Below are 13,968 nucleotides of genomic sequence, written 5' to 3'. Positions count from 1 at the left end.
GACATAAACCGGCCGGTTTCCCAAGGCAGAGGTAACGTCCGTCATGATGCGCTCAGCAGCCATCATTGGTGCCAGGTATCTACGGAAACCTTGAAAGCGGGACGGTAGGTCCGCTCACACAGCCTTTTAGAAGTCACCTTCGAGCGTTCTTGTGGGAAAGCCTCCCTGGCAATAAATATCGTCTCGACCGCTCATCAAACTCGCACAAAGGATGACTTTTCGTGTCAATTTACTGTTGGAAGTTTATACGGGTTATCGCATTTGCACCTGCTGCTGCGATCATGCTGGCCGCGCATAGCATATCGGCGCAGGAATCGTTCACCACGGTGCAATGGCCAAACACGCCAACGGCACGGATTGAGGCGCTTGCGATTCTCCAGACCTTGAATGCAACTCTCCTGAGTAATGCTAGTGCCACTTTGACGCTCGACCGGTGGTGTGCCGGACACAATCTCGCACCGCAAGGTTCTAAGATCGTTGCACAGCGGGTACGCGGGAGAGACAAGCCCGTCAATAGCCGCATCCGAGAACTTCTGGCGGTCGGCCCCGACGAGCCCATCGCCTACCGACATGTCCGCCTCGTTTGCGGCAATCGCGTCCTTTCTGAGGCTGACAATTGGTATGTTCCGGCAAGGCTGACAATGGACATGAATAAAGCGTTGAATACGAGCGACGTTGCCTTTGGCAGAGCCGTCCAATCTCTTAAATTCACCCGCACAAATCTATCTTCCAATTTGCTGTGGTCCCCTCTTCCAGAAGGATGGGACGTGGAAAAGGAACTACCGACACCCGCAACGGGATCTCTTATACTACCGCCCTTTCTTCTCGAACATCATGCAGTGCTGAAGCTTCAGGACGGCACTCCGTTCAGTGCGCTGGTCGAAAGCTATACGAGCAATGTATTGGACTTCCCGCCTCCACCTCTGCTTACCCACTAAGTGCCCATTGGCGCTGCGACCAAAAGCGCAGCGCCCGGGATGGTATTTTCGATCGCGACCGTAAGACAGCGTCGCCGTTGCCGAAGCTCGTCGGGTGCGTTTGTACCCGGCGAGCTTGCAGCTGTCGGTATTATTCGGTGTTGTCGATGGCGATCCGCTTGACGTTGGCTCGCTCCTTCTCGGTCTTCGGCAGCGTCACCGTAAGAAGGCCGTTCTTGAACGTTGCGGCGACCTTACTCTCATCAAGCTGGCGACCCAAAGCCAGTCGCCGTTCGAAGCGTCCGTAATAACGCTCGCTGAACCCGCGATCCTTGTCCTCGGTATCGGACTTGTTTTCACCACGAAGCGTAAGCACGCCGTCTTTCAGCAGCAACTCGATATCCTCTGGATCGATGCCCGGAATTTCCGCTATCACTCGGATTTCGTCGTCATTCTCCTTGATCTCTACGTGCGGCCACTCGGCGCCAATCGGCGATGTGCCACCAAACAACGATGGCGGACCGAAACTGCGGAAGACTTCGTCGAACAGACGGTTGACATTGCGGTGAAGCGACAGGAACGGGTCTATGTCGTCGCCACGATAGACGTTCGGAACCTGGCTGTTGCCACGGCTCCATGGGATCAGGTCACGTACACTCATGACTATCATCCTTTCTTCGGTTTTTTTCTCCTGTCGTGCGATGACGTCCTTGGCGGTTCGGGAACAGCCGAGGAGTAAGCAGGTGCGCATCACGCTAGGCTTTGGCGCCCTCAATCTGCTTTGAAGCGGCTTTGGCAGTCTCGGCTTGGATGGCAATCCGACGCGACTTCATCTCCACAGGTGTTTCCTTCTTGAGATTGATGAGGAGTAGCCCGTTTTCGAGCTTTGCTCCTTCGACGATCACGTGATCAGCCAGCTCAAATCTGCGCACAAACGACCTTACGGGAAGGCCTTGATGCAGATACAGTGCTTCGTCGTCCTCGGACTTCGCGCCGTTCACCACGAGCATTTTTGCCTCGTGGGTGATCGTCAGTTCGCTTTCGGCAAAACCTGCCACCGCGATCGCGATGCGATACGTGTCTTCGCCGAGTTTTAGGATGTTGAAAGGCGGCCACTTGTCGGCGTTAACGCTGGCATTTTCGAGAAGATCGAATATGCGGTCGAAGCCGATGCTGGACCTATAGAAAGGGGTAAGATCGAGGTTTGTTCTCATAGCTACATCCTCCACGGAGCAACATAGATACGAGGAACGCCAAGAAGCTCGGCGCCCCTGACGTAGTCGACTCTTTTTGGCGTCGACGACAGATGAAATGGGTAGCTAGCGAGGTAGGGTCAAGAGGGCGCGCAAGACTTTTCGAGCGGGAGTGACTCAAACAATCACTATAAGTTCATACGGTTAGAAATCTAGACGTTCGAGAGCTTTGGAATCTCACCATCGTGTTAAAACCGCAAAAATCAAAACCGAGATAGGTTGGCGCGATGCCAAATGGATTACAGTTCGCGCGTCATTTTCATTCCGATGCCGCGCGTAGAAACTCATAAGAACCTCTTTGTCCATGCGCAGAAGGTCGTCACGTTCGATCTCTCGAACGATGGTAATCTGAAGTGAAATTCCTTTCGAACGCTCGGGAGAAGATGCCGTAGGGCGTCGAATCTCGCCAATATGGTCAAGGTTAAGCTCGGCCCCAAGGCGCAACGCGGTTATGATGCCCGCGTGTGGTAACACTCGGTCCACCCAAGGAGAACGGATGTCGCCACGGCGATAACTGCAGGTGTCTTGGCGCTTCGCCGTCAGAGGGCGCCCAGAGCAGCGATCATCTTCATAATGGCGTCCATTTGGACAGCACCCTTGATCGCATAGTTGCTGCCTGTAAAGCCCCACCAGTCCCAACAACCCCGGGGATTATACGGCCTCCGGAGTGACTTATTGACTTGCGGATACAGCACTATGATACCGTTGGTATCCGCCCAGTTATTCAGATAGAGCTTGGTATACCAATCGTCCCCAATCGATTGCTGCGATTGGCGGCAGCCATGGATGGAAACATGCAGTTTGCAGTTGGCCCTAGGCTTGCCGCAGCTGTCGGGGATAAAGACATGCCCCACATCCGCCATGCTCGACACCGGGTTGGCGGCCCCGTAGAGTTTCTGGTCGAACGCCCTCAACTTCCCAGTTGGTTTGGCGGCCGGCTGGTTAAGCTTGCCATAGATGAACTGCAAAATCGCGCCAGCCTGGTCGTAATTGTTGTCGTTGGCAGTATTTGGGGGATCGTTCACACATTCGTTGATGTACGGCGTTGCGTTGGTCGGGCACAAATTCCCGAAGACCTTCGAAACAAACGAGTGACCGGCAGGGTAATTGCTGACATAGGCGAGGTTTGAATCGGGAACTCGGGCCAATTTGAAAAACTGGACGCTAGCATCGACGGCACTTTGCTTGACGATCGTATCGGCCGTACCGCTGAAAATGTAAATCTTCTTTGATCCAAGGTTGGAAAGCGGGTCGATGGCGCCGATCCGCGAAGACGTTTCCGCCGCAGCGAACAACATCGCAGGATTTGGAGGAACGCGCGGCACTTGGCCCATGCAGATTCCCGTATAGGTGAGATTGCCCATAGCGCAAAAATAAGGTCCACCAGCGACAATGCCGGCTCCCATGAAACTTGATGAATACGCGACCTGCAACTGCGAGGCCATGAACGCTCCCGATGATAGGCCCGACACCGAGATCGCGTTGCGATCGATCTTCAGTTTTGGCAGCGCTTGGGTTTGTGCCACCCCGGTCAGCAGCAGCAGGCTGAAACTTGCGGTGACAATTCGTTTAACCAGGCTACAAAACCTGGTTTTCTTCCAATCCGGAAAAATCTTTGCGCTCATACCCTCATACCCCTTTGCGGGAATAGCTTTGGTCGCGCCCTTAAATTTGCGACCAGATTGTCAGAGGAGGCTTTTCGTGCCGCATGCGGTTCACTGCCCCTGCCGAAAGCCACAGATTCGATTGCAATTGTTGCCGCGCTGCTAAACATAGAAGATGCCCAACCTCGGATCGAATGTCGTGGTGCATTCCTCCACGACTGATTTCGTACAAATTTCATGCCACCAAAAACGGCATATCATCAAAATGTCGGGGCATGGCTCCTCGCCCGTGCGCCGCGTCGACGTATTCCGACAAAATCGTATGTCGCTCGCTTTTGGAGACGTGACGAATTGATTGGTTCGTTGACAGCCTGATCGGGGAGCCCTCAGCGATCATTGTGAGTGTGCTTTAACTGTGATGGAACTCCCGAGAATATGGTAAAGCTGGCATTTCTTTCGAAGTATGCCGGTCTGAACCGGAGAACCAAGGCGCCCAAAGGGCGTGGCTTGGTAGTGAATGGTGCTCGCCGCGGGTTTCTTTTATGAGCAAAAGGCGATGTTGAGCTGAAAATGCCGCCGCCGGGCTTGCATTTGTCGCATTTTGACGGTGTTTGTCGCTCCCATGATTCTGATCGGGTGTCAAAGCGGAGGCAAAATGGGCGTGCGGCAGCGGCTGGGGTTGAAGTTCAAGGATGAGATCGCGTTCCTGAAGGGCTGGAAGCGCGACCGCACAGCGGTAGGCGCCATAACGCCCACTTCCGTTGCGACGGCAAAGAAGATGGCAAGCGTTATCGATCCTTTCTCCAGCCTTCCTGTCCTTGAACTGGGTCCGGCAACCGGCGTAATCACAAAACAGATCCTGGCGCGCGGCGTTGGGCCCAAGGAGCTCTTGTCCATCGAGTATTCGCCCGAGTTCTGTCGGCATCTTCAGCAGGAGTTTCCCGAGGTCGACGTTCGATGTGGAGACGCCTTTGCGCTGGATCTCGTTCTGGGCGCTCAGCGAGGTGCAAAGTTCGACTGCGTCATCTCCGCTGTGCCCCTCCTTCATTTGCCGCCTTCAAAGCGATTGTCGCTGATCCTCGATCTTCTCGAACGGATTCCGACAGGGCGGCCCGTCGTCCAAATCACCTATGGATTGCTCTCTCCAGTCGTCGCGCTTCCCGCCGGATACGAGGTCCGTCATCTGGCTTTCATGATGCGCAACATTCCGCCGGCACAACTTTGGACCTACCGAAAGACGAGATGACCTCGGCCATCTCATAAACATTGATCGAAAAGTTTTGATCGCTGGGCTGATGACGAACGCGACCGATGTGGAAAGCGCTTGGGCGGCTTTCCAGACGCGCGCTGCCCTTCGTTCGACCAGCGCCCAGAGCGGGCCGAACGATCGAAGATCGAGGCCTCGCGGCGGCCAAGAAATGTCCGTCTCTATCTCATCGCGGACAATCGCTCCGGCAGTCACACCGCGCCGGCGGTTTGCTCAATGTCATCACGTTGATCGTGAAAATGGCGCTGACTGCCCAGCGCTTTCGGGAAAAAGGGCCGCCGTAAGAAGGGTGTTGCTCGCGCCGGGGATTGGATCCAGCGACTGCAACGGGCATTGCGCCAAAGCGCATTGCAAAGCCCGCCAAAGCGCCATCCAGATTGCAAAAGTCGATCTGTTGGGCACCAAAAGCGGCCTCATAGAAGTCGGCAACCTCTGTTCCCGGCCATCCTCTAAGCTAAGAACAAAGACATTCCGATGCTGATATCGTTGGCTATCTCAATCCTCTCTCATCAGGGGAATCACCGAGTTCAAATATGCCATAAGCCGGTCGATACGATGGCATCGCGCAGGCAGGCGGCCGATGAAATCCGCCCGGCATTTCGAGACCGCAGGCCGCAGATCGTGACCTGGTCGATGCAGTCGAGCGTCGTTGCGTGAGGCACCTCCCTAACCAGTCCAATCCCGCTCTCTGTTGATGGAGTCCTGGCCCGGTTCCGGATCTTCCACCCGCGAGCGGTCCGCTAGCCATGCTGCGGCCGCTTCCGCGTCGCGCAGCGGTGATCGCGCCCTCCCCGGGCGGGCCTTTTGTGGAGTGATCGAGCGGGAATTGGGCCGCTCCGAAGGAACCACTCACATGTCGCACGAATCTCTCACTCGCCCAGTCCCACGCTTTCCAGCTCTCCCGCAACCTGATGGTCCCGGTCACCCTCTTCTCCGTCGACGGCGGATAACGGCGTCCTGCCGTCCGACGCAATCGACGCCGATGAACGATCTTGAGATCGTCCATGAATACACGCCTTGGCATTGAGCCGGCGGCATGGCCTGCGGCGTGCCGCTAGCGAGCGGCAGGCCGCAAGGGAGGCTTCGCCGCGGTCGACCTTGCACGATTCACCAAATTGCCAGCCGCGCCCTTGCGTCCTTTGCTCTTCGCGGCCGCTGAAGTGGCCGATGAATAGAACTGACGAGCAGGAGGCGATCGCTTTCGCGATCGGAAGGAAAATGGAGAGAAGAGAAATAGAATCGCTTCGCGACAAGGTAAGCTGCGCCGCCGTGCTGGATAAGAACGGGTTTGCCATTGACGTCAAGGAAAGCACCCGGCGGGCGGTCAAGTACCGCCGCGGCAGTGAGATCATCATCGTGACGCATGGAGGGCGTGGATGGTTCGATCCGCTCAGCGATGCGAAAGGCGATATCTTTGGATTGGTCGAGCACCTTGACCGTGTTGGCTTTTCGGCATGCGTCGCAAAGGTCGCGGACCTCATAGGCTTCCATATTTCCAAGGCTGAGTGGCAGCCTGGCATTCCGGACGGCCAATCCGACCTTCCGCTTGGCGATCGCTGGCAGGCGCGCCGCCGCCCCTGGCGGGGTTCATCAACATGGCGGTACCTGCAGGACGTGCGTTGCCTGCCGACGGTTCTTTTATGCTCGGCGATCAAACGCAACCTTCTTCGCGAAGGTCCGCAAGGCACCATGTGGGCCGCCCATACGAACGAGGCAGGCGGTGTCACAGGCTGGGAGGCGCGCGGTCCGCAATACCGCGGGTTCGCCTCGGGAGGAACGAAGGTTCTCTTTCGTCTGGGGTCGCGTGCAGCGGTGCGACTGGCCGTCACGGAAGCTGCGATCGACGCGATGAGCCTTGCGGCAATCGAGGGCCTGCGAGACGGCACACTCTACCTCAGCACCGGCGGCGGCTGGTCGCCGACCACGGCCGCGGCACTCCGCAGGCTTGCGTCGGGCCCCAACGTCCAGCTTGTCGCTGCCACCGACGCCAACCCACAAGGCGAGATGTTTGCCGAGCGACTACGCGCACTTGCCGAGGAGGCGGGATGCGACTGGATGCGACTTCGCCCGTCACAAGAAGACTGGAACGAAGTTCAGAAGCTACGCCCGAAGCGGGGCAGCGAGAAACAGAAATTGGAGGAAGAAGCGAAAGAGGAAGAGGCGTGCCGCAGGCGAGCCGGCCGCGTCAAGGGAGGCTTCTCCCGGCTAAAGCCAGCCCTGGATGCGGGAGGTCGCGATGCCGGCGGCAGGAAACGGATCACGAAGGACTGAAGAAGATGGCAGGGTCGAGAGGACTGAGCCGCGCTTGGTCCGCCCGCGCAAGGAGCCGCAAATGGCCTCTTCCCTCCGCAAGTGTTTCAGGGCGTCGCAAGCCGCCAGCAGATGTTTCCCACGTTCGACCGCCACGTCCAGCGACCCGATCGTCGGGACCGTGACGCAACTCCGCTCTATGCAGGCGAATGGTTCGAAATCCCCGAGGCCGAGCACGATTACATGTTCGAGATCCTGCCGCCGCTCTGGATCCGCGGCTCGCTGTTCGCGATGCGGGAATTCCTCACCGGCTCGGTGACATACGTGTTCTTCGCGCTGCGCATCGACGAGGCGATCCGTTACTTCCACGGTTACTGCGACCTCTCCGACAAGGTGTACGACGAAGTCGCCGCCAAGCTGCCGGTCCAACTGCGCCACCTCCCCGCGCCGATCGCATCTGTGCGCGACCTGGTTGCGCGCGGCAGCGCCGATGCCGCGACGTATGGCGGTTACCGCAATCGACGGCTATCACTACACAACCCTGCTGCAGCGCACCGGCGCAACCCAGGAGCTCGATCTTGCCGTCACCATGACGCCGCTCGGCGCGGTTTCACGGCTCGAGCATGCGCTCGACGGTGTCGATGAGGCGCAGGAGCGCTATCGGTATCGCTTGCACGAGGCCGAGCGGCGGTCTTGTCTCCTATCGCTCGCGCGACGGCGGCATGTTCGCGTTCGCGGACGACCTTTCCGACAAGCGCCAACAGGTTCGGGAGGTCGATGAGGTCCTGGCGACCGCGGCGCGCGGGGAAACGGCGGGGACGTCTGACGCCGCTTGACGATCAAGCCCGTCTCGATGGGTCGTCCGTGGCGGTGCAGCACGCGCATAGCTGCATTGCACAATAAATGTTTTCCTTCCGATCAAAAATTAATCATAGTGCACACAGCTGATGCACATGGCGGATTTCCTCCCAGTGCCGCCGCAGCAGCTGTTCCCCTCTGGAGGTTTATTGACCTTCACGCTTCATGGGCCGCGGTTTTCGCTGGCCCATTTTTTTTGTTCAGGTCATCCGACGATTTATCCGCGCACGATCCTGACGCGACTCCCCTTGCCAGCAAACTGCGCGTGGTCCGATAGCATCTGACACTTTCGGGCTTGTGAGGCATGGGCCCCTTGTCCATCTTGTGGTCTTCGGTCCATTAGGACAGATTGGAGCTATCGAATGCCTGAAACACGTTCACCGCGACTTGCTGTACTAATTGACGCTGACAATGCGTCGGCCAAGATCGTTGACGGCTTATTCGAGGAAATAGCCAAAATCGGCGAGGCGAGCGTCCGACGCATATACGGTGACTTCGCAAACGCTCGCTCGAAAGCCTGGATCGACGTCCTTGCCAGGCACGCGATCATTCCGCAGCAGCAATTTGCCTACACGACCGGTAAAAATGCCTCTGATATCACACTTGTGATCGACGCCATGGACCTCCTCCACAGCGGGCGCTTCGACGGCTTTTGCCTTGTTTCCTCCGACAGCGATTTTACACGCCTCGCCTCTCGGATCCGTGAGCAAGGCATCGATGTGTTCGGTTTTGGCGAGCAGAAAACGCCCGAAAGCTTCCGCCAGGCGTGCCGGAGGTTTATCTACACTGAAAACCTCCTCTCTTCAGCGCCTACAAATGGTGGCGATGCTACTCAGGCAACTCCTTCGCTCCAGCCGCCAAGTGCAGCGGCGCCGATCATCAGAAAGGTCATCGCGCAGATGGAGAGTGAGGATGGTTGGGTGCCGCTCGGCGCAGTCGGAACGCAGCTTGCGAACCTCTCTTCAGACTTCGATCCCCGAACATATGGATTCAGGAAGCTCAGCGACCTCGTGAAGAAGACAAATGCGTTCGAGATAGACCATTCGGACAGCAGACCTCTGCGCATCCGCGTCAAACAACCTTCTGCCAAGAAAAGCGCCAAGTGACGTTTAGTACGGGTCTCCATCAGCACGTTTTGGTTCGCCGCATCCTCCAAGCTTTGTGGTGAGAGAGCAAGGGATAGGCGAATGGAAATGGAAGAAAAGATGGAGGAAGACTACTCGCAGATCGAGTAGCCGGGCGTCGCTGACGCTCAACCGCGCCGCTCGCAATGGCGGCCACTGGTCCTCGCAGGGCTGTCAGCTCCGCTCGTCCTTCGCGGCAGCGATGCTCGGCCGCAGTTGCACCCGGCTGCCCGCTCCGCGCTTCGGGTCGTGTCTTCGGAAGGAATGAAGACGCGAAGGACAGGCAGAGGCCTGTCCAATCCTCGAAAAGGAATATCCCATGCAATTGATGAAGGTCGATCCGCGTGCGTTAAAGGACGACCCCGACAACACGCGCCAGTCGAAGTCGACGCCCCAGGCCGACGCCCTGCTTGGCGACGATCAAGGCCGTCGGCGTGATCCAGCGCCGGTCATTTCCCGGAAGCCGGCGGCAACGGTTACATCATCGAAGCCGGTCACCGCCCCACCAGTGTGGCGATCGCCGCCGGTATCGAGGAAATCGACGTGGTCGTGGTCGCGGTGGCCAACGACAACGGCGCGATGCGCTCGATGACCGAGAATATAGCTTGTGCCTTAATCCCATCGATCAATGCGCGGCATCGAGCGGCTGGTCGCGCTCGGCTGGACCGAGGAGGCGGTCGCCGTAGCGCTTGCCTTTCCCGTCCGCCAGATCCGCAAGCTTCGTCTGCTCGCAAACCTCTTGCCCTCCATGCTCGATCAGATAGCCAAGGGCGATATGCCGAACGAGCAGCGGCTCAGAACGATTGCGGCCGCCTCGCACGACGAGCAAAAAGAGGTCTGGAAGGCCCACTAGCCGAAGAAAGGCGAACGGCGGCCTGGTGGCAGATCGCCAACGGTCTCACAAAGACCCGTATGTATGCACGTGATGCAAGCTTCGGCGACGATCTGCGCCAGGCCTATGGGATCGAGTGGGCGGAGGACCTGTTCGGCCCTGCCGATGAGGACAATCGCTATACCACCAATGTCGAAGAGTTGCTTGGCGCCCAGCAGGAATGGATGGCGAGCAACGTGCCGAAGAAGGGTACCATCGTCGAAGTCAACAATTGGGGCCAGCCGGACCTGCCGAAGAAAGCCGAACGCGTCTACGGCAAGCCAGGCAAAGGCGACTGTACCGCGATCGCGAGGGCAAGGTGCACAGCGTCCACTGCCGGATGCCGGAGGTCAGGAAGCCCACCGGTCAGACCGGCCCGGCAGCTGATGGGGCGGAGGAGGCCCGTAACAGCCGAGGCCGGCTGATCCGCAAGGAGGGCGAGCGCAGCCTCGGCGCCACCAGCCTTTCGTGGGAGCGCCTGTCGTTGATTTGAGGACGTCACCTTCCTCCCCATGCCGGATTGCCCTTCGTTTTGCTGCGGTCTGAACCGGCGGCCGTGCGCTTCCAGGCCGCTATCGCGCCGCGGAGCGGCCGGACCCCGCCGTCCTTCACGGAGCAGGCTTGCGTGCTTTATCGAGGACAGGTTGCCCTCTTCGCACGCAAACCGGCTCCGCTCGTCCAGGAGGGGCCGGACCTTGAGGCGCCCGTCTTTCCGCCGGTCCGGGGTGACCGCACCGAAGGGCAAGCCGGCATGGGGCCGGAGCCGCTTCGGACGACCTCGAAAGGAAACGACCATGGCCAAGTCCACTCCCTCATCCCGGCAATCCACGCGTGTCGTGCAACTGCGCAAAGGCGCCACCGTCGACATGGTTCGGCTGACTTGCCCCGACGCCATGCAGGCGCTGAAGATCGCCGAGAGTTTCGGAACCGCCGTCATCGACAGCGACGGCATCCGCGACCTGCACGAGCGGCTCGTCACGGAGACAGCCGACGCGCTCGGCGACGGCCTTGGCGACAAGGCCATGCAGATCCACCTGCAACGGATCGTCGGCGCCTACGTCGGCTCCGCCCATGGCGCCGGCCAGTTCTACAGCCGCGCGGTCACCGAGGCACGCGATGCCACGGCCAAGGCCGCCAACGATGCCCGGGACGAGGACCTCGACGGTCCCGTCGGCTATGACAGCGCCGCCCAGCGTAAGCGCGAATTTGCCGCCGACATGGGCATACAGGCCCATTCGCTCAGAATGGCGGCGGAAGGCGCCGTCGCCGCCTATGTCCAGGTGATCGGCGAGAGCTGGAAACCGTTCGACCGTCCCGTCGAACAACCGGGCCGCGCGCTCGACCGCAAGGCTGCCGAAGCGCAGATCTCCGCCTTCGACTAGCCACTTCCGGCGGGGTTCCGGCCCCGCCTTTTCCATCAACTCGAGCCGGCCGGTTCCATGGCGGGACCGGCCTGTTGTCGTTTTGCGAACCCGGCCAGCAAGGAAAAAGAAATGAAGCCGATGGCACGCCCGTCGCCGCCCGTTCCTTCGTCGGGTCTGCAGGAGCCGCCGGCGGATGCAACGGCTTCGCCGTCCTCCACTGCGTTGCGGCTGTTCCGGTGCATCCACCGGCTGATCTGCTCCTGCTTTCGCCCTCCGTAACGGGCGGCGACGGGCGCGGCCTTGAAACGGAGGTTTGGATATGAGCAAGACAGAAAATCAGCGGGGCGATCTCTACAGCCGCATCACCGACAGGATCATCGAAGACCTGGCGAAAGGCGTGCGGCCCTGGATGAAACCATGGAATTCGGCGAACACGGCAGGCCACATTACCCGCCCGCTGCGTTACAACGGGCAACCCTATTCTGGCGTCAACGTGCTGCTTTTATGGTCGGAGGGTATCACACGGGGTTATACGTCATCCACATGGATGACGTTCAAGCAGGCCCTGGAACTGAGCGGCGCAGTGCGCAAGGGCGAGACCGGCACGACCGTCGTCTTCGCAAGCCGATTCACCAAGTCCGAAACCGACGGGAACGGCGGCGAGGTCGAGCGGGAGATCCCTTTCCTGAAAGCCTACAGCGTCTTCAACGTCGAACAGATCGACGGACTTCCCGACCAGTATCATCACCGGCCGGCACCGGTTCTCGATCCGGTTGAACGGGTTGGGCATGCCGATCGGTTCTTCCGCGACACCGGCGCTGCAATCCGCCATGGCGGCAACCAGGCCTTCTTTGCGCCTGCCGCCGATCTCATCCAGATGCCACCATTTGAGAGCTTCAAGGATGCGGCAAGCTACTACGCGACTTTAAGCCACGAGGTCACGCACTGGACGGCGCCGGCCCACCGCCTCGCTCGCGACCTCAGCCGCTATGCCAAGGACAAATCCGAGCGAGCCCGCGAGGAACTGATAGCGGAGCTCGGTAGCTGCTTCCTTTGCGCCGATCTCGGGATTGTTCCCGAGCTCGAGCCCCGCCCCGATCACGCCTCCTACCTCGACTCCTGGCTTAAGGTCCTGACCGACGACAGACGGGCGATATTCCAGGCGTCGGCGCATGCGCAACGGGCCGTAGCGTTCCTGCATTCGCTGCAGCTCGCCGCAGCCGACGAGCGGCTCGTCGCGTGAAGACTTGTCAGCGCCGGTCGTTGGCCTCGCCAGCGGTCGGCAACTCTTGCCCGTCGGTCGGGGGGCGCGTCACGATCAGCCGCGAGGTCCAGTTTGCCCCAGATCGAGGTTGTCCGGTCGATCGGCTTGAGCTTCCGGGACGGCTTGATTTCGACGATAAACGGCTTTGTCTGCTGACGTATAGATCCTCAGGCGACGGTTCGCGAGGCGCCGCGATAGCGCGGAGCGGGCAATGCAACGCCCTCACGCTGGGTGGTTCTGCGAGGTTTGGGCTAGGCATGTGGACAAGACAGCGGACTGATCGTTGTAGCGTCCGGGCAGGCACCGGGGACGGGCTGCCATTGCCATATCCCTTCGAGCACTGCAGCAAGCCACGTCCTTCGCGGGCTCGATGAGGCATGTCTGATCGAAGACCGGCTTCGCCTCGATCGTCTTCCCGCAACGGCCTTGCGAAACTTTCTTCCGCTGAGCGCGATGCGCTCATTCCTCGCGGAGCAACAAAGCTTCTCCTGGCCGCCCGCCATTTCATTTCGGCCCTACGGGTGCGGACCGATCGTCCCCGATCCTTGCGACAGCCATCGAGGCCGCGATGGGCGCGGCCCGAGACAGCAAAGGAATACGACAATGGCAACCATCGGCACCTTCACCACCTCCGAAACCGGCTTCAACGGATCGATCCGCACGCTCGCCCTCAACGTCAAGGCCCGCATCGCCCGCATCGAAAACCCCTCCGACAAGGGCCCGCACTTCCGCATCTACGCAGGCAACGTCGAGCTGGGCGCGGCCTGGCAGAAGCGCTCCGAGCAGGACCGCGACTACCTCTCGGTCAAGCTCGACGATCCGAGCTTCCCTGCCCCGATCTACGCGACGCTCACAGAGGTCGAGGGCGAAGAGGGCTACCAGCTGATCTGGTCCCGCCCTAACCGGGACTGACACGCAGACGGCCCCGCTAAAGCGGGGCCGTCGATCTCTCGGTTAAAGGCCGGCTCAGCGGTCCGCAAACCCTTACGTGTTCAAGGCGTCCTTCAGAGCCTTGGCAGGCTGGAAGCCCAGCTTTCTTGCCGCAGCAACCTTGATCGCCGCACCGGTCGACGGATTGCGGCCTTCGCGCTCCGGGGTATGCTGTCGGGTAGGAACGACCCGTTGCCGGGCCGCTCCTCCCTAAGAACTGTACGTGCGAGTTTCCCAGCATACAGCTCAAGCCTCCGCCAAGCCCT

The 13,968-nt window shown here is 59.6% G+C and carries 12 protein-coding genes and 2 pseudogenes; 10 read left to right on the top strand and 4 right to left on the bottom strand.

What is annotated here, in order from left to right; genetic code table 11:
• Positions 1-221: 221 nt before the first annotated feature.
• The gene (locus tag GGD46_RS32745; protein ID WP_004119769.1) at positions 222-938 is read left to right on the top strand and encodes a hypothetical protein; all 717 of its coding nucleotides are present in this window, start codon (positions 222-224) and stop codon (positions 936-938) included.
• A 130-nt stretch (positions 939-1,068) separates the two neighbouring features.
• Here the strand turns inward: GGD46_RS32745 and GGD46_RS32740 are convergent, their stop codons facing one another.
• Positions 1,069-1,578: an Hsp20/alpha crystallin family protein gene (locus tag GGD46_RS32740; RefSeq protein WP_004119772.1), complete on the bottom strand. Its 510-nt coding sequence runs from the start codon at positions 1,576-1,578 to the stop codon at positions 1,069-1,071.
• A gap of 94 nt (positions 1,579-1,672) precedes the next feature.
• Complete coding sequence (locus GGD46_RS32735; RefSeq protein WP_004119775.1) at positions 1,673-2,131, bottom strand: Hsp20 family protein; 459 nt, start codon at positions 2,129-2,131, stop codon at positions 1,673-1,675.
• A gap of 273 nt (positions 2,132-2,404) precedes the next feature.
• Here GGD46_RS32735 and GGD46_RS34365 point away from each other — a divergent pair, with 273 nt between their 5' ends.
• The gene (locus tag GGD46_RS34365) at positions 2,405-2,527 is read left to right on the top strand and encodes a hypothetical protein (RefSeq protein ID WP_276307826.1); all 123 of its coding nucleotides are present in this window, start codon (positions 2,405-2,407) and stop codon (positions 2,525-2,527) included.
• 182 nt (positions 2,528-2,709) lie between these two features.
• Here GGD46_RS34365 and GGD46_RS32730 read toward each other — a convergent pair whose 3' ends face one another.
• Positions 2,710-3,795, bottom strand: coding sequence for a PHB depolymerase family esterase (locus GGD46_RS32730; RefSeq protein WP_004119777.1), 1,086 nt, complete (start codon positions 3,793-3,795; stop codon positions 2,710-2,712).
• Positions 3,796-4,429: 634 nt separating this feature from the next.
• Here GGD46_RS32730 and pmtA point away from each other — a divergent pair.
• From pmtA to GGD46_RS32690, 8 genes and pseudogenes are all read left to right on the top strand, one after another.
• Positions 4,430-5,020: a phospholipid N-methyltransferase PmtA gene (gene pmtA, locus GGD46_RS32725; protein ID WP_004119780.1), complete on the top strand. Its 591-nt coding sequence runs from the start codon at positions 4,430-4,432 to the stop codon at positions 5,018-5,020.
• A gap of 1,239 nt (positions 5,021-6,259) precedes the next feature.
• Positions 6,260-7,312, top strand: coding sequence for a DUF3991 and toprim domain-containing protein (locus GGD46_RS32720; RefSeq protein WP_004119783.1), 1,053 nt, complete (start codon positions 6,260-6,262; stop codon positions 7,310-7,312).
• Positions 7,313-7,423: 111 nt separating this feature from the next.
• Positions 7,424-7,936, top strand: coding sequence for a DUF1419 domain-containing protein (locus tag GGD46_RS32715; protein ID WP_210305302.1), 513 nt, complete (start codon positions 7,424-7,426; stop codon positions 7,934-7,936).
• A 575-nt stretch (positions 7,937-8,511) separates the two neighbouring features.
• Positions 8,512-9,255 carry an NYN domain-containing protein gene (locus tag GGD46_RS32710; protein ID WP_004119790.1) on the top strand — a complete coding sequence of 248 codons (744 nt, stop codon included), beginning with the start codon at positions 8,512-8,514 and terminating at the stop codon, positions 9,253-9,255.
• Between the two features lie 337 nt (positions 9,256-9,592).
• Positions 9,593-10,556 (top strand): annotated as a pseudogene (locus tag GGD46_RS32705) (plasmid partitioning protein); the annotation flags it as partial.
• A 382-nt stretch (positions 10,557-10,938) separates the two neighbouring features.
• Positions 10,939-11,526, top strand: coding sequence for a hypothetical protein (locus GGD46_RS32700; protein WP_004119792.1), 588 nt, complete (start codon positions 10,939-10,941; stop codon positions 11,524-11,526).
• A 301-nt stretch (positions 11,527-11,827) separates the two neighbouring features.
• Positions 11,828-12,751: an ArdC family protein gene (locus GGD46_RS32695; protein WP_028755179.1), complete on the top strand. Its 924-nt coding sequence runs from the start codon at positions 11,828-11,830 to the stop codon at positions 12,749-12,751.
• Positions 12,752-13,375: 624 nt separating this feature from the next.
• A complete protein-coding gene (locus GGD46_RS32690) occupies positions 13,376-13,684 on the top strand; it encodes a DUF736 domain-containing protein (RefSeq protein ID WP_004119799.1) in 309 nt (102 codons plus the stop codon).
• Positions 13,685-13,756: 72 nt separating this feature from the next.
• On the opposite strand, the pseudogene GGD46_RS32685 reads toward GGD46_RS32690, so the two are convergent.
• Positions 13,757-13,876 (bottom strand): annotated as a pseudogene (locus GGD46_RS32685) (HU family DNA-binding protein); the annotation flags it as partial.
• Between the last annotated feature and the right edge of the window lie 92 nt (positions 13,877-13,968).

Origin of the sequence: Martinezella lusitana (assembly GCF_014207095.1) — a bacterium.
GTDB classification, from domain to species: Bacteria; Pseudomonadota; Alphaproteobacteria; order Rhizobiales; family Rhizobiaceae; genus Rhizobium; species Rhizobium lusitanum_B.
This window is presented reverse-complemented; position numbering and strand designations above follow the sequence as displayed.

What these genes read in the sequence shown, in the direction of transcription:
- GGD46_RS34365 (WP_276307826.1), top strand. Translation starts at nt 2,405, where the DNA reads ATGGATTACAGTTCGCGCGTCATTTTCATTCCGATGCCGCGCGTAGAA.
- pmtA (WP_004119780.1), top strand. Translation starts at nt 4,430, where the DNA reads ATGGGCGTGCGGCAGCGGCTGGGGTTGAAGTTCAAGGATGAGATCGCG.
- GGD46_RS32715 (WP_210305302.1), top strand. Translation starts at nt 7,424, where the DNA reads ATGTTTCCCACGTTCGACCGCCACGTCCAGCGACCCGATCGTCGGGAC.
- GGD46_RS32710 (WP_004119790.1), top strand. Translation starts at nt 8,512, where the DNA reads ATGCCTGAAACACGTTCACCGCGACTTGCTGTACTAATTGACGCTGAC.
- GGD46_RS32720 (WP_004119783.1), top strand. Translation starts at nt 6,260, where the DNA reads ATGGAGAGAAGAGAAATAGAATCGCTTCGCGACAAGGTAAGCTGCGCC.
- GGD46_RS32740 (WP_004119772.1), bottom strand. Translation starts at nt 1,578, where the DNA reads ATGAGTGTACGTGACCTGATCCCATGGAGCCGTGGCAACAGCCAGGTT.
- GGD46_RS32730 (WP_004119777.1), bottom strand. Translation starts at nt 3,795, where the DNA reads ATGAGCGCAAAGATTTTTCCGGATTGGAAGAAAACCAGGTTTTGTAGC.
- GGD46_RS32695 (WP_028755179.1), top strand. Translation starts at nt 11,828, where the DNA reads ATGAGCAAGACAGAAAATCAGCGGGGCGATCTCTACAGCCGCATCACC.
- GGD46_RS32700 (WP_004119792.1), top strand. Translation starts at nt 10,939, where the DNA reads ATGGCCAAGTCCACTCCCTCATCCCGGCAATCCACGCGTGTCGTGCAA.
- GGD46_RS32690 (WP_004119799.1), top strand. Translation starts at nt 13,376, where the DNA reads ATGGCAACCATCGGCACCTTCACCACCTCCGAAACCGGCTTCAACGGA.
- GGD46_RS32735 (WP_004119775.1), bottom strand. Translation starts at nt 2,131, where the DNA reads ATGAGAACAAACCTCGATCTTACCCCTTTCTATAGGTCCAGCATCGGC.